Below are 22,681 nucleotides of genomic sequence, written 5' to 3'. Positions count from 1 at the left end.
GCCGGCCGGTGGCAGGCAGGAATCTGACATGCCGAGCCTTGTTACCGCTAGGTAGCGGACGGCTGCTTTTCGACCACGTGACCAACTTGTTTTCCGCAACGAGGCAGAGCGAAAGTCGGTAAAGGAAGTCACTGTCGGCGTCGATGCGCCACCACGGCCACCGCACCGGGGGCGACCAGGTGAAGGCCATGGCCCACCACCCCGTGGGGGAGCCGGTGCAGCCCCCACGGGGAAGTCTCAGCGGTTCTACAGCTGCGGCTGCGGCATCCGCTGCCAGCTGAAGGGGCCGTAGGTGGTGTCGGTGACGGCGTAGTTGGCGTTCGGGTCTGCGGTCAGCTTCAGCCACTCCAGCGGGGTGGTGCTGCCGTGCACGACGATCCGGTGGAAGTTCGAGACGTTGTAGTACGGGTGCTCGTTCCACGCGTTGTTGTCCGGGTCGTGCGCGCACACACCGGCGCCGGTGGCCGGGTCCGTCTCGCCGGTGCACGCCGCCGTCGGCGACAGCGGGTTGTCCGAGCGGTACAGGTGCGAGTCGCCGTTGAGCATCAGCACCGGGCGGCCGAACTCGGTGGTCTTCGCCGCCACCTCGTTGATGATCGGCTCGTAGTTCGTCAGGTGGCTCTTGGTCTTGCCGTCGAGGTCCCACATGTCGGCCTGTGCCGTGATCACCACGGCCTTCGCGTGCTGGGCCTGCGCGTCGGCGAAGGCGGCATCGAGCCAGCGGACGTCGGCCGCGGTCCGGTCGGTGCGCTCGTCGGTCTGCGCCTGGGTCGCGGAGGGCGCCTTGTACCAGGGGTCGGAGTCGTTGTTCGAGCCGCCCGGCACGTTGATGGTCACGAACACGATGTCGTTCTGCGCCCACATCACGTTCTCGACGTACTGCGCGTCGCCCGGGTGGTTCGGGTCGTAGGCGGTGGCCTGGGAGACCACGTTCAGTGTCCCGCTGCCGAGGGTCTGGCCAGGCCGCGCGAAGAAGTCCTGCCGGACCTTGGCGAGGTTGTCGAGCGGGTTGCCGCAGTGGTAGCTGACGCAGTCCGCCGTGTTGGTCGACAGGCCGTTCGCGCCGATGTAGTTGATCGCACCGGAGGCCGAGTCGTAGAAGCCGCCGCCCTGACCGGGCGAGGTGAGACTCGACGCCTTGTGGCAGTCGGCCCACTCGTTGTCGCCCGGCGTGTAGACGAGCGGCTTGGTGAAGCCCTGCCACGCGGACGCGATCGAGGCGTCGTAGCCGTCGGTGCAGAACTCCTTGCCCGAGTGGATGTCGCCCACGTGGATGACGTCGCTGACCGTCGGGTCACTGTTGATGGTGCCGATGAATGCCGGGGTCTTCTGGAACTGCGAGGTGTCGGCGGTCTGCCCCGCGGGCGCGTACGCCGACTTGCCGTACGGGGAGTCGCCGAACACGGCGAGTGTCAGGGGGGTGCCGGTTGCCGATGCCGTGGTGTTCGACATCACGGTAGAGGCCAGGCCGACGGCGGCGAGCGTGACAAGCCCGCGCTTCAGCATGCGTCGCGACATGCGTCCCTCTTTCAGGTCCGGTTGAGGGGGGCGCCTCAGTGAACGGACCTTCAGGGAGCGTGACATGGCATCAATGGCGGCCTGGAGATGACGAGCAGGCGAATCTTCGACCCGCCCGCGCGGAAGTGAGCCGCGGGCAGGTTCGCTCAGTAGCGGTCGAGGATCAGCTGGGTCTTGAGGATGTCGCCGTGCGCGTCGGCGGTGGCGATGGCGTCGGCGTGGAGCTGGGCGGCGTCCGCGTAGTAGTTGGTCGCTGTCGAAGCCTTCCAGATTCGCCTCGTTCAGGGCGGCGCCCGAAGGCCGCCTTCACGGCCGCGGTCGGGGCCCTCGTACGTCGGCACGGCGTTGGCGGCGGCGTACGCCGGGCCAGCCGGCCGCCAGCTCGCCCTGGTCCTCGTCACCTGGCTTCGGGTACCCGCAGGAATAGTAGCCATGTACATAGTAGCCATGTATTGTAAGTGCCATGAGTTCAGCAGCTGAGAACGCCCCGGCGGGGTTCCTGGTCTGGCGCTTGTCCATGAAGTGGCGGGTAGCCGTGGACCGGGCGGTCGCGCCGCTGGGCCTGACCCATGCCCAGTACGCGTTGATGGCGTCGCTCTACGGCATGCGGCGCTCCGGGCTGCAGCCCAGCCAGCGTCGGCTCGCCGACCACACAGGGCTCGAGCCGCTGTACGTTTCCAAACTCGCCCGCGCCCTGGAGTCCGCCGGATTCGTCGCCCGCACCCGGGACCCGGACGACCCACGCGCCATGCAACTGTCGCTCACCGAGCAAGGGCTCGACGTCACAGGCCGCGCGATCAAGGTGGTCCACGGACTGCTGGACCAGTTGCTGGAGCCGCTCGGGGGACAGGACAGCCCGCGCACACGGCAGTTCACCCTCGAGCTGGCGACTCTGCTCGACGCACCTCTTGATCCACACATCGAGAACGACAAGGAGCAGTCATGACCACCACCGCACCCATGGTCAATCCCCGGGTCATCGCCCTGGCGCACTATGCCGGGCGTGCTCTCCTGGAAGGCGTACTGGCCCGCCACGGCGCCACGTTCCACCAGAGTGTGACGCTCCGGGCCGTCAAGGTCGCGGGCGAGTCCATCGGCCGCGAGGAGCTCGTGGCCGACGTCACCGGCTCGCTGAAGACCGACGAGTCGGTCGTGCGTGGCGTAATCGAGGAGCTGACGGCCACGAAGCTGCTGGAAGAGCTCCCGGCTGAGGCGCCCCGGATACGACTCACGGACGCCGGACGGGAGTTGCACGAGACCACCACTGCTGAGACCGCCGAGATCTCCGCCCGGCTGTACGCCGGCATTCCGGCCGAGGACCTGGCGGTCGCGGGCCGCGTGTTGGCCCTGATCACGGAGCGCGCGAACGCCGAGTTGGCCGGCGTCTGAGGTTCTGTCCCGCCTCTCACGATCGGAGCATCGGCATCTACCGCTTCGTACACTCACCGCATGAACAACTACACATGCACCCAATGCGGCACCGTCGGTCTGGCGGAAGGCTTCATCGATGACACCGGCGAGCACTCGCGCGGGTACGCGCGATGGATCGAGGGTGCGTTGGAGCTGGGGTTCTTCGGTGGCGCCAAGCGGATGGGCCGGCCCCGGCGGCAGATAGAGGCGTTCCGCTGTCCCACGTGCGGCCACCTGGAGCTGTTCGCCACCAGCGAGGTGTAGCGGGCCTTCGTTGCCCCGGACACAGAGTGGCACTCAGCCCTGCTGCCCGCAATGGTAGAGGGCGAAACTGCCCCTGGTGCGCCAGTGGTAGGCCCCGGAGCGGATGCGCGTGCAGTGCGACTTCACCCAACTCGTGGCGGGGGTGGTGGGACGCCGAGGAGTGAGCAGCACGTAGCTGAGTTGGTGAGTGGTGACGAGGGTGCCCAGTTGCTGGGCTGTGGGGTAGGGGGTCTTGCCGGTGAAGCCGCCCATGACGAGCGTGGGGTGGGAAGCGGCGCGCAGAAGGCGCTCCGCGGGGTACGCGGCCTGGGTGGCGAGCAGGTACTTCTCGCCGTGGCGGTGCGCGGTGAGGTAGTCGAGGAGGGCGGTGTCGCGACCGCTGGGCCGGTCGAGCTCCACCCGGCGGAGAGCGGATCGGTGGTGAACGGCTTTGTGGTACGTCTTGCCGACCGGACCGGCGGTCGGCGAGGTGGAGGCGCCCGCGTAGAGCGGATTGAGGCAGGAGACGGCCCAGCCGGCAGGTACGAGCAAAGTGGCCGCGATTCCGGTGGCCAGAGAGCCGTGCACCATCCGGCCGGAGGCGTGCGGCCCGAGGCTCCACAGGCCCAGCGCGCCGCACATCGCAAAGAGCACGGCGAGCAGCAGCAGCCAGGAGACGAACTCGCTCCGCCAGTCGAGCACCAGCGCCCAGACCGCCGTCAGCACGATGGCCGACGGAAGTGCCATGCGCCGCCGACCGCCCGCCTCGTACTCGGACCGGAAGAGGGCGAGCCCGCCGCCGGCAAGCGCTGCGAGCGCCGGGGCGATCACGGCGGTGTAGTAAGGGTGGTTGCCGTTGGAGACGCTGAACACCAAGGCGTGTACGGCCAGCCAGCCGCCCCAGAGGAGAAAACCGGTACGCAGCAGGTCGGTTCGCGGTTCACGGGCGCGCCAGACGAGGCCCAGTACGGCGGCGAGCACGGCGAGCGGCAGGAACCAGGCGATCTGCGGGCCGACCGTGTGGTTGACCAGCATTCCCCAGCCGGTGTTTCCGGTGGTCCGGCTGGCATCGGTGCCCGCAACGGCACCGAACGAGGTGGGATCGCCGCTGAAGCGGCTCATGCCGTTGTATCCGAAGACCAGGCTGAACGGATTGTTGTTGGAGGTGCCGTCGAGGTAGGGGCGGTCCGCGGCGGGTGTCGCCCAGGCCAGCAGCACCCACGAGCAGGAGACGGCCAGCGCGACCATGCCGCCCAGCAGGAAGCGCAGAGCCCGCTTCAACGGGGCACCGGGCGCGGTGATTTGGTAGACGACGGCGAATACCGGCAGCACCAGCCATGCCTGCAGCATCTTCGCCTGGAAGGCGAGCCCGACCCAGATGCCGCAGGTGATCAGCGGCAGCAGCCGCTCGGTCCGCGCCGCCTTCTGCAGGGCGCCGGCAGCTGCCACCAGCAGCAGAGTGAGGGTGGTGTCCGGGATGGTGGCCCGGTTGAGTACCACGGTGACCGGGCTGAAGGTGAGCGTCAGCGCGGCGATCAGCGCGGCGAAAGGCCCCGCCCAGGCCCGCACGATCCGGTGCAGCAGCCAGACGGTGAGCACGCCCTCGATGACCTGTGGCAACGCGGCTGCCCACGTGTGCGGGCCGAAGAGCCAGACGCTGACGGCCTCGGGCCAAAAGGCGCCGGGCAGCTTGTCGATGGTGATCGAACCGCTGGGATCGAGTCCGCCGAAGAAGAAGGCGCGCCAGCTGGTGGCCATCGACCGTATCGCCGCGCTGTAGTAGGGGTGAATCGCGGCGTGCCCGATGCCCCAGCCGTACAGCAAGGTGGCGACGACCAGGACCGCGGCGAGCGCCGGGCGCTCCCAGCGCGCAGGAGCTTCCGGCCTGTCGCCGCGGCGGCGCGATGTCCGGTGGCGCTCGTTGGAGCCGGTGGACTGGGCGGTGGGAAGGGTGGCCATGGGGAAGGTCCTTGGATCAGTGGTCAGGCAGGGCGGCGGGTTGCGGGCGGCGGGCTGCCCGGAAGCCGCAGGGCATGGTCGGTGGCGTCCAGCAGCACGCGGCTCGACAGACCATGCATGATCGGGGTGTTGGCGGCAGAGCGGCTGGAGCCGAAGCGGCGGCGACGATGGCGGCCAGATTCTCTAAGACGGCGAACAGCCGTTGCCGCACCGACAGATCGGGGGCCTGGGGCTGGTACGGGTCGGCATCCACGCTGCCGGCGGGCAGCGTGCCCTTCGGGCGGAGGGTGCGGTGTCGGCGTGATGCCAGAGAATCGGTGGCCAGGGCAGCGGATCCTCTCTCAAACGGCGACAGTGCTCGCCTGCTCGACGAGTTCACACATTATCCGCATGAGGCCACGTGACAATCACACTTGCATTCCTTCGTCATACCTGCGAGGGGAGCCCTGATCACTTCCCGAACGGAGAACGGACCTCTCATACGAGGCCCGTTCTCCGGATGTCCGGTCAGCGGACGAAGGAGATCTCCGGGTAACTCCTCGCCGGTCCGTCCAGCAGGGTGCTGTGCTTCTTGCGCAGCTCCTGGCCGAAGAAGGCGGCGACGTAGACACGCTCTATCTTGATCGCTCGGTTGGGGTCGATCGTGCCGTACCGCTGCTGCAGCTGAGCCTCGGAGAGCCCGAGCAGGCCCGCCTCCTGCCGCACCATCGTCTCGTTGTCACTGAACGACAGGTGCTTTGAGCCGTGGAGCTGGATGTCGACCCGGTAGCCCTTGAGATGGGGCCACAGGGTGCGCCACGACGAGTCGTTGTTCCGGTTGTGGCCGCCGGAACTGAAAAGCATGAAGGGGCGGCTCAGGTCCTTGCTCGTCGCCGAGCCGAAGAACTGGCCGTCCAGGTTGGCGCCGGCGTCGATGCGGTGGTCGAGCTGCATGGCGGTGTCGACCGCCGCGCCGCCCAGCGACCAGCCGAACATCCCGATGCGGGACGTGTCCACGGCGTGCGACAGACCGGAGGGGAGCCTGGCGTGGTCGACGTCCGGGTTGCCGCCGTTGGCGATGGTGCCGAGCTTGTTGATGACGAAGCGGATGTCGTGGGCGCGCACGTTGACCGTGTCGGAGGAGTGCGTGCCGGCCGGCATGGCGCCGACCTCGAGCCGCCCGCCCGGGAACTCGACCTCATTGGCGTCGTGGGTGTGATCGACGGTGACGACGAGGTAGCCGCGGCTGGCGAGGTCCTGGACGAGCGCGGTTCCCATCGCGCGGGGCGAGTGCAGCCCGGTCGAGTACAGCACGACGGGCAGCTTGCCGAGCGAAGTGTCGACCGGGGCGAGGACGTGGCCGGCGGTCTGCGGCAGCGTGACCCGCTGCGGCGACAGGCCGCGTGAGTAGAGGAAGTGAGCTCCCGACACCGACGGCATCCACGGTGCCTGGGCGCGCCCGGACGTGGAGGAGGCCGGATACCAGTACGTCACCATCAACTCACGCGACCTGCTGCCGCGTACGTACGGGTCCGGGCGGGACGTGTCGACGAGGTGCTGGCTGAACGTGCCCACTCGGTAGCGCCCGCTCGGCGCGGGAAGGGTGAGCTGGAGAGCGGAACTGAGCCCCTTCTTGGGCGTGAGGGCCGGGTGGACGGACTTCTGCGGTGGCGTGCTGTCGTTCTCGGGCGCCCAGTCCGGGGTCTGGGCGGGCGCGGTGGCCGCGGCCTTGTGAGGCGTCGTCCCCGTGGCCATGGCCGACGTGAATCCGGCGCTTGCCGCGATGGCCAGTACGCCTGCGATACCGACCACTCGTGCTATACGTCTGCTGCGGTGGCGCGGTCGGCGGTGTTGCATGGAACTCCCCTGGTTGGTCAAGGCCACGGGCCGAACGAATGTGTGCGGCACACCGTACCGCTGCCCGGGCAAAGGGAATTCGGGACTCCCTATTTTGTCTCGGAGACCCGCGACCCCGGGGGAGGGCTGCCCGCGGCCGGGATCACCGGTCGGCGGCATGCCCCTGGACGAGCAGGAAGACGAGGACATCGTGCGGGGCGGCGTGCGTGAGGTTGCTGGGGAGCACTCCGGACAGGACGAGTACGACGACGCCTGCGAAGGTGGGGCCGCACAGCAGGCCCAACGACGCCACAGCGTCCAGGTTCAATCTTGCGCCGCGTGTCACCAAGGCCGACTTGGCAGAGAACTTCGGCCAGTTCCTGGACCGCCTCGACCTTCCGGACGCCGGTGCTGACTATCCCCAAGAGAGCCCCCGACAACTGCCCCGTGTGTCATTGTGGGGAGGTCCGGCCCGTAGCTCTCCCCCGTAGCGACGGGCCGGACACCCTCTCTCGCCGCTGGCATCGGTGGCTGTTTCTGCGGTCGCCGCTCAGGCGAGCGTCGAGGTGTCGATGACGAAGCGGTAGCGCACGTCCGAAGCGAGCATCCGCTCGAAGGCTTCGTTGATCTTCGCGGCCGGGATGATCTCGACCTCGGCGCCGATGCCGTGTTCGCCGCAGAAGTCGAGCATCTCCTGGGTCTCGCGGATGCCGCCGATGAGTGACCCGGCGCAGATGCGGCCGTTCATGACCAGGGAGAACACGTTCAGTGAGAGCGCTTCGGGGGGAGCGCCGAGGTTGATCAGGGCTCCGCCCGGCTTCAGCAGCCCGAGGTGGGAGTCCAGGTCGACTCTCGCGCTGACTGTGTTGACGATGAGGTCGAAGGCACCGGCGAGCCGCTCGAAGGTGGCCGGGTCGCTGGTGGCGAAGTACTGGCGTGCGCCGAGGCGCAGGCCGTCGTCCATCTTCTTCAGCGACTGGGACAGGACAGTGACCTCGCCGCCCAGGGCGTGGGCGATCTTGACCGCCATGTGACCGAGCCCGCCGAGCCCGACGACCGCGACCTTCTTGCCAGGGCCTGCGCCCCAGCGGCGCAGCGGGGAGTACGTGGTGATGCCCGCGCACATCAGTGGAGCGGCCTCGTCCAGGGCGAGAGCGTCGGGGATACGGACGACGAAGTCGTCGTTGACGACGATGTGCGTGGAGTAGCCGCCCTGCGTGAGGGTGCCGTCCTTGTCGACGGAGCCGTACGTGAGGGTGTTGCCGTTCAGGCAGTACTGTTCCTCGCCCTTCAGGCAGGGTTCGCACACTCGGCAGGAGTTGACCATGCAGCCGACGCCGACTCGGTCGCCGAGAGCGTACCCGGTGACTTCGGGGCCGACCTCGGCGACGACGCCGGCTATCTCGTGGCCGGGGACCATCGGGTAGGACGCCGGGCCCCACTCGCTCCGGACATTGTGGATGTCCGAGTGGCAGATACCGACGTACTTGATCTCTATCAGGATGTCGTGCGGGCCCAGGTCCCGTCGTTCGACGGTCGTGCGGGCGAGCGGTTCGGTCGCGGACGTCGCGGCGTAGGCGGGAACGGTGAGCACGTCGTCTCTCCCGTACTTCGAGGGTGCGTGGTACGCAACGGCGGAATGCCTGCGTGGCCGCGTGCAGCTGGGCCACAGGTGACATATCCACCCTGCGCCACAACCTGGGCCAGAGCCACCTGACAGTGCGCCGGGTGGCGCTGTCACCACTCGTCGTGGTCCCTGATCACCATGAAGCTGCCCACGACACCATCGTCACCGAAGACGCCCCCGTGGTCGGTACGGGTCACGGTGCCATAGGTCTCGCCGTGGGGACCCACGATGGCGACCGGAGCGCCGCCGTCACAGGCAAGGCCTCGGAAGACCTCGACGGTCTTCCGGCTGTCATTGACAACACTGAAGCTGCTGGAGCTGGTCGCAGTGATGCAGCCCTCGGCGGCGGCGGAGTACGAACGTTCGTTGAAGTAGATCCATCCGACTTCTTTATGGCCGTAGTCGCGTCCGCCGCCGCCGTCGCGGCCCTCGTTCCTCTCTCCGCTTGCGCTGCCACCGCCCGAGGGAGCCGTGTCAGGAGCGGCTCGTTGCACAGGCTGGGCCGCCCGGTGGACAGGGCGAGCCGCCCGGTGGACAGGCTGGGCCGCCCGGTGGACAGACGGGGATGCCGGGGAGGATCCGGCGGTCGAGGCGTAGGTGACGCCGGCGGCTACAAGGGCGGTCGCGCCTACTCCGATGCCGACCACAGCAAAAGTACGCGGGGGCATGTCACTTCTCTCTGTCTCACGGACGTCGGCCGGGCGACCGACCTGCGATGAACGTACCGACAGCTCTTATAACTGTCATTTCGGACATAGCCCTGGTGTGACGCCTTGAGTCCGATCAGGTGTGACGGGTTCACGAGTCGGAACCCTGTGCCGAACTAGTGTGACCCTGCTCCGTTCCAGTTACCGCTGCCGGCTCCGTTTGGCCGAGCCCGCAGCTCCTCCGAAAGGCATGTCCCGATGAAGACGCCCGACCGCAGTGACCGCAGCGACCACACCGACCACGCGTTTGATGCCACCTCGGTCGATCACCGCACGGCGGTCGCGGCGGAGACCGCCAGGTTCGTCGCAGTGGTGAAGGACGCCGACCTGGCCACGGCGGTCCCCAGCTGCCCCGGTTGGTCCCTGGCCGACCTCGTCAAGCACGCCGGCAGCGTCCAGCGCTGGTTCTCGGTCCTGTTGCGGGCGCGCATCCAGGAGCCCCCGCGCAGCCGTGACGTGGACCTTCGCCTGCCGGAACAGGAGGCCGGATACCCCGATTGGCTGGCCGAGAGCGCGACCGTGGCCGCGGGCGCCTTCGCGGACACCGACCCGGATCTGCCGATGTGGGCGTGGGGTGCCGACCAGCACGCCCGCTTCTGGGCGCGCCGGATGCTCTTCGAGACCCTGCTGCACCGGGCCGACGCCGAGCTGGCACTCGGCCTGCGGCCTTCGATCGACCGCCCGCTCGCGGTCGACGGGATCGACGAGTTCATCGTCAACCTGCCCTTCGCCGCCTTCTTCGCCCCCAAGGTGGCCGACCTGCGCGGACCCGACAAGACCATCCGCTTCCAGACCACGGACGGGGACGACACCTGGCTGGTCCGCCTCCGGCCTGACGGCTTCGGGCTCGACACGGCCCACCCGAGCACGGCCACCGCCGACGCGACCGTCCGGGGAACCGCGGCCGACCTGCTCCTGCTCGTCTACGGCCGCCTGCCCTACACGGCCAAGTCCCTTGCCCACGAGGGGGACGAGCAGCTGCTGGCCCACTGGTTCGCCAATTCGGCCTTCTGAGACGCCAGATGGGCTGCATCCGGCCGGCTGCAGCGGCCTGCTGTTCAGCCGCGGCCGGCGGCGAAAGCGTCGGGTGAGGGGACGCGGGCTGCCGGTTCGGTGCCGGCTGCCTTCGACCGGTCGGCACGTATAAGTCACTTCGGCAAATTGGTATCGGCCCGGATCCCCTTGGCCGTTCGCCGGAACGCGTGCCGTATCGTTACGGCGCATGTGGCCAGGAGAGCAGTCGCCGGGGGGCGGACAGTATCCGCAGCAGCCCCCGGTCGGACGCGAGTCGAACCCGTACCAGCAGCCCGGTCCCGGCCCGTACCAGCCGAACCCCTACGGGCAGCCTCAGCCCTGGCAGTTGCCCACGCAGCCGGCCGCCGGAGCACCCGTGCCCCCGCCGAGGGGCGGCGGCCGGAACCGGACCGGGCTCGTCGCCGTCATCGCTGCGGCGGCCGTCGTGCTTGCGGCGGGCGTCACCGGATTCCTGGTGCTCGGCAGCCACAAGAACGACGAGCCCGACCCCAAGCCGACCAACACCGCGTCGCCGTCGCAAAGTTCCGCCGACCCCCGGGACTCCGACACCTCGACCGCCACGATCAAGGGCTGGACGGTCGTGACGAATTCGACCCAGGGAATCGCGTTCGACGTCCCGCCCCAATGGGGGGTCCAGTCCGCCGACTGGGTCTCGTATGTCTCCAAGGACGGGGACCCGGACGACAAACCCCTCATCGCGATACGCAATGTCGCGATGCTGAAGAAGAAGTGGTGTTCCTCGGACGAGGACCGGGACGGCACGGTGCAGGACACGCCACTGGCCCAGGTGGGTACGAGGGGCAACCACGGTTACGGAAGCACTCAGGAGATCGCCGGTTCGGACCCGGGGACCTGGGTGTACGGGGGGTATGCGCAGCCGGACAAGACGAAGGTGAAGTCCGGCACCGTCGAGGAGTTCACCACGAACTCCGGCCTCACCGGCAGGCTGGGCACTGCCTGGTCCGTGGGCGTGAAGAAGTCGAAGAAGTGCGACACGGACGGCAAGGCATGGACCTTCGCCTTCAAGAACGCTGCGGGAGAGCTGGTCTCCTGGTCGTTCTTCGGCGCCAAGAACGTGCCCGACGAGGTACCGGACGCGACCATACGGAAGATCGCCTCCACGGTACGGCTCTACAAGGCCCCTTCGGGCTCGTGAGCCCGACCCGGAACCCTGCGTGAAGGGGGACTGGCTGCTGGGACGGCTCGCAGCGGCACCTCCCCGCGTCGGCAGGGAGGGCCCGCGACGGCTGCTGCTGTCTCCCAGGGAGGTGGGCACTGCGAACCCGAGCGTGCGCCCACTCAGCCGCCCCGGCGTGCGCGACGCCGGCCGTCACTACGCCGGCGGCTTCGCCTCCGGCTGGGCCGCCCGCAGGTCGGCGAGCAGTTCCGCCTGGCCTGCCAGTACGCCGGAGAGGATCGAGCGTGCCACGCGCAGCAGTTCCGCGACCTCGGGGCTGGCCAGGGAGTAGTAGACGTTCGATCCCTCCTTGCGGGTGCGCACGAGGTTCGCCCGCCGCAGTACGGCCAGCTGCTGGGACAGGTGCGCGGGCTCGATGCCCACCTCGGGCAGCATCTCGGCGACCGCGTGCTCGCGCTCGCTCAGCAGCTCCAGGACGCGGATGCGGGCCGGGTGGCCGAGCGTCTTGAAGAACTCGGCCTTCAGCTGGTACAGCGGCGTACTCACCGTGCCGCCCCTTCCCCGGTACGGCGCGGTCTGACCGGCCGGTTCACTCGGCATCGCATCCATCCACTCGTCAAGAACATGCGTCCCATCCTCGCGTGCGGCACGGGCAGAACCGAACCGGAGGGCTGGGTCAGACCTTCTTGACCACGCTGGACTTCAGCTTCATGGCACCAAAACCTTCGACCTTGCAGTCGATGTCGTGGCCGTCCACGGCGTCGACGAGCCGGATATTGCGCACCTTGGTGCCTGCCTTGATGCCGGTCGGGCTGCCCTTGACCTTCAGGGTCTTCACCACGGTCACGGTGTCGCCGTCGGCGAGCACGTTGCCGACCGAGTCCTTGACGACCTTCTCCCCGCCCGACTCGGCGGATGCGTGGGACGGCGACCACTCATGGCCGCACTCGGGACAGACGAGAAGGGCACCCATCTCGTAGGTGTACGCGCTGGAGCACTCGGGGCAGGGGGGAAGAGTTTCACTCATGGGACCAGTGTCTTTCTCTCAGTGAGCTGATACGAACGCGGGGGTCAGGCGGGCCAGCCGTCGGTGCGCCACTCCTGCTGCCCGTCCGCGGGGGCGGAGGGGCCTCGGCCGTGCGCGGCGAGGGCGGCGGCCAGGTCGCAGTGCACCGGGATGTCCGGGCAGTCGGCCGCCGGGACCAGCGAGCCGTCGGCGGGGATGGCGGCCAGCTCCAGGCTCCGCCCGGAAGCGGCGAGACGGCGTGCGGTCTCGGTGATGGCCAGCTGGCCCTCGGCGGACCAGCCGCGCAGCTCGGTCAGGTCCAGGACGACCGGCCCGGTGCCGCGGGCGACGACCCAGCCGATCGCGCCGGTGAAGCGGCGTACCGCGTCCGGGCCGAGATAGCCGGCGACGGAGAGGACGCCGAGGTTTTCCTCGATGGTGTAGCGCCAGTCGATGGTCATGGGGGCGGAACTTCCTTGTGCTGCTGTGGGCGGGGTGGGGCGGGCCGGGGTGGGCCGGGGGTCACAGAGGCAATGTGATCCAGACGCTCTTGCCTTTGCCGTCGGCGTCGCTCCGGACGACCGCGGTCCCGCCACAGCCGTGGACGAGTTCCATCACGGTGCCCAGGCCGCCGGTGTGGGTGCCGGTGACCGACGCGTACAGCGGGGGTTGATAAGGGTGACGGTCGTGGACGCCCAGGGCCAGGCAGTCCCTGCCCGCGGCGTAGAACACGGTGAGCTGCGGGGAGAGGACAGCGGCGTGCCTGACGCTGTTGGTGACCAGCTCGCTCAGGATCAGCAGGGCGGGATCCACGGTGGGGTGCCGCAGCCCGATGCGCCACTCCACCAGGACCTGCTCGGCGGTCTCGCGGGCCAGGCGGACGGCTGCCGGCACGGCGGGCAGGGTGAGGACGTGGCGGTGCGGCAGCGCCTCCAGTTGCGTGGTCATCGGCTCTCCGACCCCCGGACGAGGCGGAAACCGGTGACCGTCTGCGGGCGGAGGCGGACGAGGGTGTCGTGCGGGCCGTGCGTCCAGCCGGGCAGCGTGCGCCGGTAGTGGGCGGCCTCGTCGGGATCGGTGACCAGTTCAACCGGCCCGGAGGCGGTCACCGTCCAGCCGGTGCCGGTCGCGGCCTTGATCTCGTCGGTCTGATAGGTGGCGCTCAGCGGGATGGCGGCCGGTTGCACGGGGGTGCGCACGACCAGCCGGCCGTACTCCCACACGTGCCGGGCGGGCCGTACGACGGCCAGCTCACGCTGCATGAACACCAGCTGCCCCAGCTCCGCTGCTTCCAGCAGCCACAGCGCCTCCGCGCCGGAGACCTCGACCATGCGCTGGGTGCTGGCAGGCGTGTTCATCGGGCTCGTTCCTCGCTGTTGTCGGCGTTCTTCGGGCTCGTCTTCTGTGCCGGGGCGGCGGGCAGGACTCCGGTCGTCTCCAGGTGACCGCGTGCGGCGCGGATCGCCTCAGGCGTGGTGGCGTACTCCCGGCCCTCGTGTTGCAGCAGACCGAGGGCACCGACGGAGTCGAGGACCTGCCGGTGGCCAGGACGTATGCCGGAGGCCAGGACGAGGATGCCGCGCCGGTGCAGCTTCTCCACCGCGTCCTTCAGGACGAGGGCGCCGGTGGCGTCCACCGTGGAGACCCGCGACATCCGCAGGATGACCACCCGGACGTCCGCGACCTCGGTCAGCTCCAGCAGGAAGCGGTGCGCGGCGGCGAAGAACAGCGGCCCGTCGATGCGGTAGGCGACGATGTGCTCGGCCAGCAGCTGGTGCTCCTCGGCGCTGTGGTCACCCTGGTCGAGGGGCACCTGGCCGAAACGGGCCTGTTTGGCCACCGCCCGCAGCGCGAGGGCTCCGGCGACGACCAGGCCGATGATCACCGCGTACACCAGGTCCAGCGCCAGCGTCGCCGCTGCCGTCAGGACGAGTATCAGCGCATCGGACCGCGTCGCCTTCGCCATCGCTTTCAGCGAGCCGACCTCGACCATGCGGATCGCGGTGGCCAGCAGGACGCCTGCGAGCGCCGCCAGCGGGATCTTCGACACCAGGGGAGCCGCCGCGAAGACGATCACCGCGAGGACGGCGGCGTGGGTGAGGGCGGCCAGCCGGGAGCCCGCACCCGTGCGGACGTTGACGGCGGTTCGGGCGATGGCTCCGGTGGCCGGGACGCCGCCGAACAGCGGGGCGGCGATGTTGGCCAGGCCCTGGCCGAGCAGCTCCCGGTCCGGGTCGTGCCGTTGTCCCACCGTCATCGCGTCGGCGGCGGCTGCGGACATCAGCGACTCAAGCGCGGCCAACGCGGCCACCGCCACCGCCGGGGCGAGCAGCGAGCCGAGCGAGCCGGGCTGGAGGAAGGAGAAGGAGGGTGCGGGCAGTCCAGAGGGCAGGTCGCCGATCGGCTTCGCGTCCAGGTGGGCGACCTGAGCTACGACCGTGGCGGCGATCACGGCGACGATGGAGAACGGCACGGTCGGCCGCCACCGGGCACCGGCCAGCATGAGCACGACCACGCAGGCCGCGAGAGCGACGGCGGTCCAGTGCGGTGCCTTCACGAACTCCTCGACCGCGTGCCAGGCGACGACGAGCACCTTGTCGCCCTCCGGCTTGGGCACGCCGAGGGCGTTCGGCACCTGCTGGAGCCCGATCACCCCGGCGATGCCGAGCGTGAAGCCCTCGATCACGGGCGCCGGCACGTACCGCATATAGCGCCCGGCCCTGAGCACGGCGAGGACGACGAGCATGGCGCCGGCCATCAGCCCCACCGTGAGCACGGCGCTCGCGCCGTACTGGGCGACGATCGGCACCAGGACCACCGTCATCGCGCCGGTCGGCCCCGACACCTGCAGATTCGACCCTCCGAACACGGCGGCGAGTGCGCCGGCGACCACCGCGGTCGCCAGACCCGCCTCGGCGCCGAGCCCGGAGGAGACACCGAAGCCGAGGGCGAGCGGCAGCGCCACGATCGCCACGGTGAGCCCGGCGAGCAGGTCCCGGCGCGGATCACGTCGTATCTGCGCCAGATCCGTGCGGGAGGGCAGCAGCGAGGTCATCCGGTTCCGAAACGCCCGGTCAGCGGTCATGCTCATCGGGCGGTGACCTCGGCGTCCCGTAGCTCGGCCAGCAGCTCGTTCCGCCCGGTCAGCATCTCGGTCAGGATCCGTCGCGCGGCTCTCATCAGGTCGGCGACGTCACCACCGGCCAGTTCATAGACGACGGTCGAGCCCTCACGGGTGGACGTGACGATCCCCGAGCGGCGCAGCACCGCCAGCTGCTGGGACAGGCTGGACGGCTCCACCTCTACGGCGGCCAGCAGATCCCGCACCGGCTTCGGCCCGTCCTGCAACAGCTCCAGCACCCGGATCCGCACCGGGTGCCCCAGCATCCGGAAGAACTCCGCCTTCGCCTGGTACAGCGGAACCGACACGACCCCTCAGCTTCCCTCGCAGAGCCCCCTCGGGGGCGGGACACGTAGAAGCTGTGCGCGCGGCTACCTGCGAGCACAGCGAAGACAGCATCTAACCAATTGCAAAATTTCGCAATTCGCAGAACTGTTTAGTGTTGGTTGCAGCGCCTGCGAACCGAAACGCCGTAGCGTTCGCACGTAGGTGTTACCTTCCCGTGCTTGCCGCCGCCACGGACCCGTCGGATTCTTGATCACCATGCCGTCGGCAACTGGTTCTGCAGGTCACGGGGGGTGCATGAGTCCCCTGCGCTGAGCGGGGAGTGTTCATGCACCTCGAGTTCCGACACCTCCGTATCCTGCTCACCATCGCCGAGGCCGGCAGCATCCGCAGGGCCGCCGCACGGCTGCAACTCTCGCAGCCGGCAACGAGCGCTCAATTGAAGCGAATCGAACACGAGCTGGGCGGCCCGCTCTTCATCCGCAGCGCCGACGGGGTCAAGCCGAACGAGAACGGACAATACGTCCTGCGCTGCGCCCGTGACCTCGTCGTCGGCTTCGACCGGCTGCGCGAGCACGCGCGATCGGCGGCCGAGGCGGACAGACAGGCCGCCGCCCCGCTGCGGGCGGGCGGAACCGCCGGCCCCCTGGTGTCCCTGCTGGTCTCCGCCCTCTTCGAACTCGTCCCGGAACGCCGCCTCTCCATAGATGCCCGCCGCTCCGTGCACACCCTGGTGAAGTCGCTGAGCCAGTCGAAATGCGACATCGCGGTGTTCGGCGAGTTCCCCGGCTTCCCCCTCCCGGTCGGCGAGTCGGTGGCGACGCGCACACTGCTCCGCGAGCCGGTCTTCGTCCTGCTCGCCGAGGACCACCCGCTGGCGCGCCAGGAGATGGTGAGGCTCCATGAGCTGGCGGGGGAGGAGTGGGTCATGCCGGAAGCCGATGAGAGCGGTGTGCACGCGTACCTTCATCTCACCTGTCAGTCAGCGGGATTCACTCCGCGCATCGCCCATGTGACGCCGGACCTGTCCGTGGCGCAGGTCCTGGTCGCCGGCCGGCGCGCCGTCTGCGGCGTATGGCCGACCGCCGAGGTCCCCGCCCAGGGCACCGTGCAACGGCCGCTCGTGGACGTCCCGTTCCACCGACGGCTCGTGCTGGCCTGGAACACGGAATCGGTTACGCCAGAGCTCGCCGATGCGGCGGGTGAGCGTCTGCTGGCCGCTTATCTGTCGCTGGTGCGGCAGCGGCCGCAGTACCTGACCTGGTGGGAGGGCGGGGGCGAGGAGTTCGCCCTCGGCGAGGGCAAGTGACCGGCGGGGCCACGGTTCTGCGTGCCCTATAGCTCCGCAGTTATATCCCAGATGGGATCACGTCAGGAACATGCCACCTGGTGAACACTTCGCGTCAACGTCCAAGGACGTCGTCACCCCACGACGAGCGAAGGATCACCCCGTCATGCCCCGTCCCCTTCTTGCCCTTTCCGCGATGGTCGCAGCCGGAGTCATCACCACGGGTGCGATGGCCATACCTGCGCACTCGCAGACCGCTGCCGTACAGCACGGAACCTCCGTCCGTGACACGGCGATATCCCAGGCCAAGGCGAACGTGACCCGGCACGCCGAAACCTTCGGTTTCGGTGCGGGCCAGGCGCTCCACGTGAAGGACGTCGTGATCGACGCCGACGGCACCCAGCACGTCCGCTTCGAGCGGACCTACCACGGTCTCCCGGTCGTCGGCGGCGACTTCGTCGTCCATCAGAAGGCCGACGGCTCGCTCAAGGGATCCAGCCGTGCCAAGGCCCACAAGGTGGCGCTCAAGTCCGTCACTCCTGCCGTCAACGCCAGAGGCGCCGCGGCCGGCGCTCTGAAGCGCTCGCACGGGTTGGTGCGCAACGCCAAGTCCACTCCCCAGCTGATCGTGTGGGCCGCCGACGGCACCCCCCGCCTGGCCTGGCGCACCACCGTGGAGGGCCTGGGCGACAAGGGCCAGCCGCACGGCGAGGTCTTCGTCACCGACGCCACCACCGGCGCGGCGATCGAGAACTACGACGCCGAGCACGAGGCGACCGGCACCGGCCACTCCGAGTACACCGGTGACGTCAGCATCGACACCACCCAGCAGGCCGACGGCACCTTCGCCCTGATCGACCCGGTGCGCGGCCACATCACCAAGGACGCGCACAACATCTCGTCCTCGTCCCTGAAAAGCACCTCCGGCACCCTGTTCACCGACGCCGACAACATCTGGGGCGACGGCAAGAAGTTCTCCACCGATCGCGCCACCGCCGCCGTCGACGCACACGCCAACACCGCGGAGACGTTCGACTACTACAAGAACACCTTCGGCCGCAACGGCATCAAGAACGACGGCCGCGGCGCCACCGTCTTCGTCCACGTCGGCACCAACTGGGACAACGCCCAGTGGTCGGACGCCTGCTTCTGCATGATGACCGGCGACGGCAACGGCACCACCGACCCCGAGCAGGTCGACCTCGACACCATGGGTCACGAGATGACCCACGGCGTCACCTCGGCCACCGCCAACCTGCGCTACAGCGGTGAGTCCGGCGGCCTGAACGAGGCCACCAGCGACATCCTCGGCACCATGGTCGAGTGGTACGCCAACAACCCGGTCGACACCCCCGACTACCTCTTCAGCGACCAGTCCACCCCGCCGTGGCTGCGCCGCTTCGACAAGCCGTCCCTGGACGGCCGCTCCGCCGACTGCTGGTCGAAGTCGGTCGGCCGCCTCGACGTGCACTACTCCTCGGGTGTCGGTAACCACTGGTTCTACCTCGCGAGCGAGGGCAGCGGCGCCAAGACCATCAACGGCGTCTCCTACAACAGCCCCACCTGCAACGGCTCCACCGTCACCGGCATCGGCAACCAGAAGGCCTCCGCCATCTGGTACCGGGCGCTGACCGTCTACATGACCTCCACCACGGACTACAAGGGCGCCCGCACGGCGACTCTGAACGCGGCGAAGGACCTCTACGGCGCCACCAGCCCCGAGTACGCCACTGTGGCTGCGGCCTGGAGCGCGGTCAGCGTCAGCTGACGCACCGACGCACCGCCTGATCCGCGGAAGCCGGCCCGGACGACGACGAGGATCCCCTCGGCCGTCGCCCGGGCCCTGGCGTTTCCGCGACGCCGTGTCGCTTGGGGCCCTTTGGGGGTTATCCGGGGTACTGCATTGTTCGAAGCGGCGACAAGAGGGTGGGGAGGGCACTCAGCGTCATACCGGCTGCGCCGATCCACAAGGTGCCTGTCGCTCCGAACACTGAGCCCGAGGCTCCACCCAAGAGCCCACCGAGGGGAATGCCGCCCCAGGACACGAATCGAGCCGTTGCGCTCATCCGGCCCAGAAGCCGATCCGGCGTCAGGGCCTGCTGGAAGCTTGATTGAGCGACGACACGGACGACTCCGCCCAGCGAAAGAGCTGCGAGTCCGATCGCAGCCGCATACACGCTCCAACCTGGCCGCGCCAACGGCATGAGGACGGTCAATGGACAGGTCACCACTGACGCGATCCAGATGACCGGACCATGACCGATGCGCTTTGAGATCGTGGTTGCCATCAGTGCCCCGAGCAAGGCGCCGCAACCCATTTCCGACAGAATGAGGCCAACGCCGAAGGGCTGGAGATCTGTCTTCCGCTCCAAAAAGACCAGCAACATGCTTTGATACATGACCAGGAAGAGGTTGAAAACCGCGTCCCCGAACATGATTGCACGCAGGACGGGATGCTTCAGAACGAACTTCAATCCCTCCCTGATCTCGCGACCCAGTTGAGGGTGCTCGCTCGGCTCTGGTCTCTGTTCGCGCTTCCGGATGGTGATCGCGAGCAGCCCCGACATGGCCATCCCGGCCGAACTCGCCAAAAGCGTTGCAGGGGCGCCCACCAGGCCGACCAGCGGCCCTGCCACTGTCGGCCCGCTGATGCTGGTCACCGAGCGTATGGCCGACAGTCTTGAGTTGCCTTCCACGAGATTGCTGCGTCCCACCAAGTGCGGGATATAGCTGACGTACGCGACATCGAAGAAAACGGTCAACACTCCATGAACCAGGGCGACCGCGTAGAGCCACCAGATGGTGAGGAGGCCGGCCCACCATGCCACCGGTATCGTCGAGAGGACCAGCGCGCGGAGGAGATCGGTGCTGATCATCACCGATCGCTTGCCCATGCGGTCCACCCACGCGCCTGCCGGCAGCCCGACCAGGAGCGAGCCTGCCGTAGTCATCGCGGCAAGCAGTCCGACCTGGAACTCATCGGCATTCAACGCTGCGATGGCAACCAAAGGCAACGCCAAAAAGATGATGCGGTCGCCCAGTTGACCCAGTGCGGTGGCGGCAGACAATCGCCCGAAGTCCGGATCGCGTAAGAGGCCGAGCCGGGAGGTTTTTGGCATGCGAATACCCTGCTGTCGATTCTGAGATGTCGCTCTAATGGCTTCAGCGGTTAAGGGCGGTCGACTCCGAACTCGTAGACCACTTCCCGGCGCACATCCGGAATGACCATGTCGGCCGTTTCTACCGGACGTCTGTCCGTGTCGTAGATGGTGCGCTCGATCTGGAGCACGAGGTCCCCCACGCTGATCCCCAGGAGGTTCGCCTGCGCCTGGGTGGCACGAGCCGGACGCGGCACCTCGACCACAGTCGAGACGACCACGCCGATAGAGCGCATGCGCTCGACCACCCCCTTTCCTGCCAGGGGGCCCATCTCGGGCAGCACGATCGGCGTGCCATCCGTGATGGCCATCGGCTCCCAGGATTCGGAAAGCTGAACGGGTTGCCCCTCGGCGAGGAACTCGTAGTGCGTATTGACGCAGAGGTCCCCGGGACTGATGGCGAGCCTCTCGGCGATCGCCTCGGGGGCGGGAACGCGCACCTGGCTGTGTGAGTCCCAGGCGTCGGCCCTGCCCCGCTCCCTCATGCCGGAGCAGGGGGGAGAGCCTATTCCGCGTTCGCGGTGTCGCGAGCGGATCAGCCGCAGGCGTTCGCGCGGGATGCGGACGTACGTGCCCGAGCCGGCGCGTCCTTCGAGGAGACCATCGATGATCAAACGGTCCATGGCCCTCTGCATGACGTTGCGTCCGACCCCGTACTCCACGGCGAGCCGTGCCCGGGACGGCAGGCGCTCCCCGATCTCCCACTCTCCCGCGAGAATCCGTTCACGTAGCACGTCGGCTACTGCGAGGTACGGCGCTTCGCGGGGCATGGGCGATCCTTCGGTTGTTCTGCTCTACGGCAACTGGGCATTCCTTAGGGGGCGTTGGCAAGCTACTGCACCAGGTGAAAGCTGCTGGAGTAGAAACACGCTCTCAAGGACCAGATCGAGGTGGCTGCCGCATACGGCCTGGACGAACTGGCCGACGCCGTCCAACACGCCGTACGGCCCGGCAAGGTCGGCACCGTCCTTGTCCGCCCGTGGTGACTGCGGCGCGCGGACGGTGCGTCACTGGCGTCCGAAGAACTCCACCTCGGCGATGGCCACCCTGCGGTCCGGCCGGGTGCCGTAGGCGGCGGTCACCGTCAGCCGTACCTGCGTCACATCCGATCCCTGCACCTCGAAACTCTGCTGGCCGGGCACCGGTTCGCCAGGACGGGCAGCTCGAAGGGCAGGTCCGTCTGCGCCTCGATGATCAGCTCTTCCAGCAGATATTCATCGACGGCGGTGTCGGGACCGGGCGACGCATGCGGAGGGTCCGACACAGTGATCACCCCTTTCTTGCCCAGTCTCACACCGATCCCGCCTTCCCTCACGTCAGGCACGACCGCGGCGAGGACGAGGGCGCCGGCCAGGACGGCGCTGGGGGCCGAGCAGGACCGGGCTCTTCCCGACCCCGCCCCCTGCTTCCGCGTCTCGGCGCGCTGAGCTGTCACGCCCCGGTCAGCGAGTCGACGAGCGCCAGGGCGTCGTCGACGGAACCCGCCGGGTCGTCGAGCGGGTACAGCACGCCGCGCACCGTGCGGGAGGAGTCGAGGACGAGGGTGAGCCGCTTGAGCCGGTCCACGCCCGCTGCGCGGAAGGTGGGCAGCCGCAGCGCTGCGGCCAGCTGGAGGTCGGCGTCGGACAGGAGCGGGAAGGCGATCCGCTCGTGCTCCGCGAAAGCGGCGAGCTGGTCGGGGCGCTGCGTGCTGACTCCGAGCACCGCCACGTCGCGCTCGGCGAAGGCCGCCATCCGGTCGCGATAGGTGCACGACTCCAGCGTGCAGCCGCGGGCGCCCGGGATCTGGCCCCAGCCGGGCGGGTAGTCGTGCCCGCCGGGTGCGTAGGCACCGGGGAAGCAGTAGAGGACCGTCCAGGCCCGGTCCGTGGAGACCGGGTCGACCGGCACGCCTTCCGGGCCGGCGAGTTCGAGCTCGGGGAGCCGACGCCCCACCAGGGCGTGCACGCGTCGGGTCTCGGCGGAGTCGGTCGCGCTGGTGGCCGAGAGGATGCCGTCGCCCATGACATGGCGGGCGCCCCAGTCCTGGAGGGCGACGAGGACCGGTAGCAGGCCGCGCCCGGCCGGCGTCAGGTGGTACTCGTACCGGGGAGGGCGTGGGCTGTAGAGACGCTTCTCCAGTACCCCGTCCGCGACAAGGGCTTTCAGACGCTCTGTCAGTACCTTGCGACTGATGCCGAGTCCGTCCCGGAGCGCGTCGAACTGGTGCGTGCCGCCCGCGACATCGCGGATGAGCAGCAGCGTCCACGGGTCACCGACCACCGTCAGCGACTGCGCGATCGCGCAGTCCGGGTCGCCGAGCTCTGTGTATCGCATGATCCATGAGTATAGTCAGTTCCCTAAAGAGACTCACTCGACGGTCGCAGGGGGC

General features: G+C 68.7%; 23 protein-coding genes. 7 read left to right on the top strand and 16 right to left on the bottom strand.

What is annotated here, in order from left to right; translation table 11 throughout:
- Positions 1-246: 246 nt before the first annotated feature.
- A complete protein-coding gene (locus ACWD3E_RS08400) occupies positions 247-1,518 on the bottom strand; it encodes a hypothetical protein (RefSeq protein WP_451386759.1) in 1,272 nt (423 codons plus the stop codon).
- A gap of 463 nt (positions 1,519-1,981) precedes the next feature.
- On the opposite strand from ACWD3E_RS08400, the gene ACWD3E_RS08395 reads away from it, so the two are divergent.
- From ACWD3E_RS08395 to ACWD3E_RS08385, 3 genes are read left to right on the top strand one after another with little or no spacing between them, the layout of a single operon-like run.
- A complete protein-coding gene (locus ACWD3E_RS08395) occupies positions 1,982-2,464 on the top strand; it encodes a MarR family winged helix-turn-helix transcriptional regulator (protein ID WP_451386758.1) in 483 nt (160 codons plus the stop codon).
- Positions 2,461-2,907, top strand: a complete 447-nt coding sequence (locus ACWD3E_RS08390; RefSeq protein WP_451386757.1) for a MarR family transcriptional regulator — start codon at positions 2,461-2,463, stop codon at positions 2,905-2,907. The genes ACWD3E_RS08395 and ACWD3E_RS08390 overlap by 4 nt, the downstream gene beginning before the upstream one ends.
- 60 nt (positions 2,908-2,967) lie before the next feature.
- Complete coding sequence (locus tag ACWD3E_RS08385) at positions 2,968-3,192, top strand: hypothetical protein (RefSeq protein WP_451386756.1); 225 nt, start codon at positions 2,968-2,970, stop codon at positions 3,190-3,192.
- A 33-nt stretch (positions 3,193-3,225) separates the two neighbouring features.
- Here ACWD3E_RS08385 and ACWD3E_RS08380 read toward each other — a convergent pair whose 3' ends face one another.
- From ACWD3E_RS08380 to ACWD3E_RS08360, 5 genes are all read right to left on the bottom strand, one after another.
- The gene (locus tag ACWD3E_RS08380) at positions 3,226-5,130 is read right to left on the bottom strand and encodes an ArnT family glycosyltransferase (RefSeq protein ID WP_451386755.1); all 1,905 of its coding nucleotides are present in this window, start codon (positions 5,128-5,130) and stop codon (positions 3,226-3,228) included.
- 507 nt (positions 5,131-5,637) lie between these two features.
- Positions 5,638-6,864, bottom strand: coding sequence for an alpha/beta hydrolase family protein (locus tag ACWD3E_RS08375; protein WP_451386754.1), 1,227 nt, complete (start codon positions 6,862-6,864; stop codon positions 5,638-5,640).
- A 244-nt stretch (positions 6,865-7,108) separates the two neighbouring features.
- Entirely contained in the window at positions 7,109-7,258 is a 150-nt protein-coding gene (locus tag ACWD3E_RS08370; RefSeq protein WP_451386753.1) for a hypothetical protein, read from the bottom strand.
- Positions 7,259-7,495: 237 nt separating this feature from the next.
- A complete protein-coding gene (locus ACWD3E_RS08365) occupies positions 7,496-8,539 on the bottom strand; it encodes an NAD(P)-dependent alcohol dehydrogenase (protein ID WP_451386752.1) in 1,044 nt (347 codons plus the stop codon).
- A gap of 143 nt (positions 8,540-8,682) precedes the next feature.
- Positions 8,683-9,240 (bottom strand): hypothetical protein, encoded by a 558-nt coding sequence (locus tag ACWD3E_RS08360; RefSeq protein ID WP_451386751.1) that lies wholly within the window; start codon positions 9,238-9,240, stop codon positions 8,683-8,685.
- Between the two features lie 237 nt (positions 9,241-9,477).
- On the opposite strand from ACWD3E_RS08360, the gene ACWD3E_RS08355 reads away from it, so the two are divergent.
- Together ACWD3E_RS08355 and ACWD3E_RS08350 are read left to right on the top strand one after the other, a co-directional pair.
- Positions 9,478-10,293, top strand: a complete 816-nt coding sequence (locus ACWD3E_RS08355) for a maleylpyruvate isomerase family mycothiol-dependent enzyme (protein ID WP_451386750.1) — start codon at positions 9,478-9,480, stop codon at positions 10,291-10,293.
- A gap of 208 nt (positions 10,294-10,501) precedes the next feature.
- On the top strand, positions 10,502-11,470 hold the full coding sequence (locus tag ACWD3E_RS08350; protein WP_451386749.1) for a hypothetical protein: 969 nt from the start codon (positions 10,502-10,504) through the stop codon (positions 11,468-11,470).
- Positions 11,471-11,647: 177 nt separating this feature from the next.
- Here the strand turns inward: ACWD3E_RS08350 and ACWD3E_RS08345 are convergent, their stop codons facing one another.
- The 7 genes from ACWD3E_RS08345 to ACWD3E_RS08315 all read right to left on the bottom strand — a co-directional run bounded on the left by ACWD3E_RS08345 (position 11,648) and on the right by ACWD3E_RS08315 (position 15,887).
- Entirely contained in the window at positions 11,648-11,998 is a 351-nt protein-coding gene (locus ACWD3E_RS08345) for an ArsR/SmtB family transcription factor (RefSeq protein WP_451386748.1), read from the bottom strand.
- Between the two features lie 130 nt (positions 11,999-12,128).
- The gene (locus tag ACWD3E_RS08340) at positions 12,129-12,479 is read right to left on the bottom strand and encodes a zinc ribbon domain-containing protein YjdM (RefSeq protein WP_451386747.1); all 351 of its coding nucleotides are present in this window, start codon (positions 12,477-12,479) and stop codon (positions 12,129-12,131) included.
- Between the two features lie 44 nt (positions 12,480-12,523).
- The gene (locus ACWD3E_RS08335) at positions 12,524-12,919 is read right to left on the bottom strand and encodes an anti-sigma factor antagonist (RefSeq protein ID WP_451386746.1); all 396 of its coding nucleotides are present in this window, start codon (positions 12,917-12,919) and stop codon (positions 12,524-12,526) included.
- A gap of 61 nt (positions 12,920-12,980) precedes the next feature.
- The gene (locus ACWD3E_RS08330) at positions 12,981-13,406 is read right to left on the bottom strand and encodes an ATP-binding protein (RefSeq protein WP_451386745.1); all 426 of its coding nucleotides are present in this window, start codon (positions 13,404-13,406) and stop codon (positions 12,981-12,983) included.
- Entirely contained in the window at positions 13,403-13,816 is a 414-nt protein-coding gene (locus tag ACWD3E_RS08325; RefSeq protein ID WP_451386744.1) for a pyridoxamine 5'-phosphate oxidase family protein, read from the bottom strand. Before ACWD3E_RS08325 ends, ACWD3E_RS08330 begins: the two co-directional genes overlap by 4 nt.
- Entirely contained in the window at positions 13,813-15,549 is a 1,737-nt protein-coding gene (locus ACWD3E_RS08320; protein WP_451386743.1) for a SulP family inorganic anion transporter, read from the bottom strand. The genes ACWD3E_RS08325 and ACWD3E_RS08320 overlap by 4 nt, the downstream gene beginning before the upstream one ends.
- Complete coding sequence (locus ACWD3E_RS08315; RefSeq protein ID WP_451386742.1) at positions 15,546-15,887, bottom strand: ArsR/SmtB family transcription factor; 342 nt, start codon at positions 15,885-15,887, stop codon at positions 15,546-15,548. Before ACWD3E_RS08315 ends, ACWD3E_RS08320 begins: the two co-directional genes overlap by 4 nt.
- Before the next feature lie 305 nt (positions 15,888-16,192).
- Here ACWD3E_RS08315 and ACWD3E_RS08310 point away from each other — a divergent pair, with 305 nt between their 5' ends.
- Both ACWD3E_RS08310 and ACWD3E_RS08305 read left to right on the top strand, forming a co-directional pair.
- Positions 16,193-17,173 (top strand): LysR family transcriptional regulator, encoded by a 981-nt coding sequence (locus tag ACWD3E_RS08310; RefSeq protein ID WP_451386741.1) that lies wholly within the window; start codon positions 16,193-16,195, stop codon positions 17,171-17,173.
- Positions 17,174-17,318: 145 nt separating this feature from the next.
- Positions 17,319-18,920, top strand: a complete 1,602-nt coding sequence (locus tag ACWD3E_RS08305) for a M4 family metallopeptidase (RefSeq protein ID WP_451386740.1) — start codon at positions 17,319-17,321, stop codon at positions 18,918-18,920.
- Between the two features lie 118 nt (positions 18,921-19,038).
- Here ACWD3E_RS08305 and ACWD3E_RS08300 read toward each other — a convergent pair whose 3' ends face one another.
- From ACWD3E_RS08300 to ACWD3E_RS08290, 3 genes are all read right to left on the bottom strand, one after another.
- Positions 19,039-20,271, bottom strand: a complete 1,233-nt coding sequence (locus ACWD3E_RS08300) for an MFS transporter (RefSeq protein WP_451386739.1) — start codon at positions 20,269-20,271, stop codon at positions 19,039-19,041.
- A gap of 50 nt (positions 20,272-20,321) precedes the next feature.
- Positions 20,322-21,080: a GntR family transcriptional regulator gene (locus ACWD3E_RS08295; RefSeq protein ID WP_451386738.1), complete on the bottom strand. Its 759-nt coding sequence runs from the start codon at positions 21,078-21,080 to the stop codon at positions 20,322-20,324.
- 661 nt (positions 21,081-21,741) lie between these two features.
- Positions 21,742-22,626, bottom strand: coding sequence for a winged helix-turn-helix transcriptional regulator (locus tag ACWD3E_RS08290; RefSeq protein ID WP_451386737.1), 885 nt, complete (start codon positions 22,624-22,626; stop codon positions 21,742-21,744).
- Positions 22,627-22,681: the final 55 nt, after the last annotated feature.

The organism is Streptomyces sp. NPDC002676, assembly GCF_053592455.1.
Note: the sequence above shows the minus strand (reverse complement) of the source record. Positions and strands in the feature narration are given on the sequence as shown.

Bases quoted from the DNA above. Each gene is read 5' to 3' on its own strand.
- ACWD3E_RS08400 (WP_451386759.1), bottom strand. From the start codon at position 1,518: ATGTCGCGACGCATGCTGAAGCGCGGGCTTGTCACGCTCGCCGCCGTC.
- ACWD3E_RS08395 (WP_451386758.1), top strand. From the start codon at position 1,982: ATGAGTTCAGCAGCTGAGAACGCCCCGGCGGGGTTCCTGGTCTGGCGC.
- ACWD3E_RS08390 (WP_451386757.1), top strand. From the start codon at position 2,461: ATGACCACCACCGCACCCATGGTCAATCCCCGGGTCATCGCCCTGGCG.
- ACWD3E_RS08385 (WP_451386756.1), top strand. From the start codon at position 2,968: ATGAACAACTACACATGCACCCAATGCGGCACCGTCGGTCTGGCGGAA.
- ACWD3E_RS08380 (WP_451386755.1), bottom strand. From the start codon at position 5,130: ATGGCCACCCTTCCCACCGCCCAGTCCACCGGCTCCAACGAGCGCCAC.
- ACWD3E_RS08375 (WP_451386754.1), bottom strand. From the start codon at position 6,864: ATGGCCACGGGGACGACGCCTCACAAGGCCGCGGCCACCGCGCCCGCC.
- ACWD3E_RS08360 (WP_451386751.1), bottom strand. From the start codon at position 9,240: ATGCCCCCGCGTACTTTTGCTGTGGTCGGCATCGGAGTAGGCGCGACC.
- ACWD3E_RS08355 (WP_451386750.1), top strand. From the start codon at position 9,478: ATGAAGACGCCCGACCGCAGTGACCGCAGCGACCACACCGACCACGCG.
- ACWD3E_RS08350 (WP_451386749.1), top strand. From the start codon at position 10,502: ATGTGGCCAGGAGAGCAGTCGCCGGGGGGCGGACAGTATCCGCAGCAG.
- ACWD3E_RS08340 (WP_451386747.1), bottom strand. From the start codon at position 12,479: ATGAGTGAAACTCTTCCCCCCTGCCCCGAGTGCTCCAGCGCGTACACC.
- ACWD3E_RS08335 (WP_451386746.1), bottom strand. From the start codon at position 12,919: ATGACCATCGACTGGCGCTACACCATCGAGGAAAACCTCGGCGTCCTC.
- ACWD3E_RS08330 (WP_451386745.1), bottom strand. From the start codon at position 13,406: ATGACCACGCAACTGGAGGCGCTGCCGCACCGCCACGTCCTCACCCTG.
- ACWD3E_RS08325 (WP_451386744.1), bottom strand. From the start codon at position 13,816: ATGAACACGCCTGCCAGCACCCAGCGCATGGTCGAGGTCTCCGGCGCG.
- ACWD3E_RS08320 (WP_451386743.1), bottom strand. From the start codon at position 15,549: ATGAGCATGACCGCTGACCGGGCGTTTCGGAACCGGATGACCTCGCTG.
- ACWD3E_RS08310 (WP_451386741.1), top strand. From the start codon at position 16,193: ATGCACCTCGAGTTCCGACACCTCCGTATCCTGCTCACCATCGCCGAG.
- ACWD3E_RS08305 (WP_451386740.1), top strand. From the start codon at position 17,319: ATGCCCCGTCCCCTTCTTGCCCTTTCCGCGATGGTCGCAGCCGGAGTC.
- ACWD3E_RS08300 (WP_451386739.1), bottom strand. From the start codon at position 20,271: ATGCCAAAAACCTCCCGGCTCGGCCTCTTACGCGATCCGGACTTCGGG.
- ACWD3E_RS08295 (WP_451386738.1), bottom strand. From the start codon at position 21,080: ATGCCCCGCGAAGCGCCGTACCTCGCAGTAGCCGACGTGCTACGTGAA.
- ACWD3E_RS08290 (WP_451386737.1), bottom strand. From the start codon at position 22,626: ATGCGATACACAGAGCTCGGCGACCCGGACTGCGCGATCGCGCAGTCG.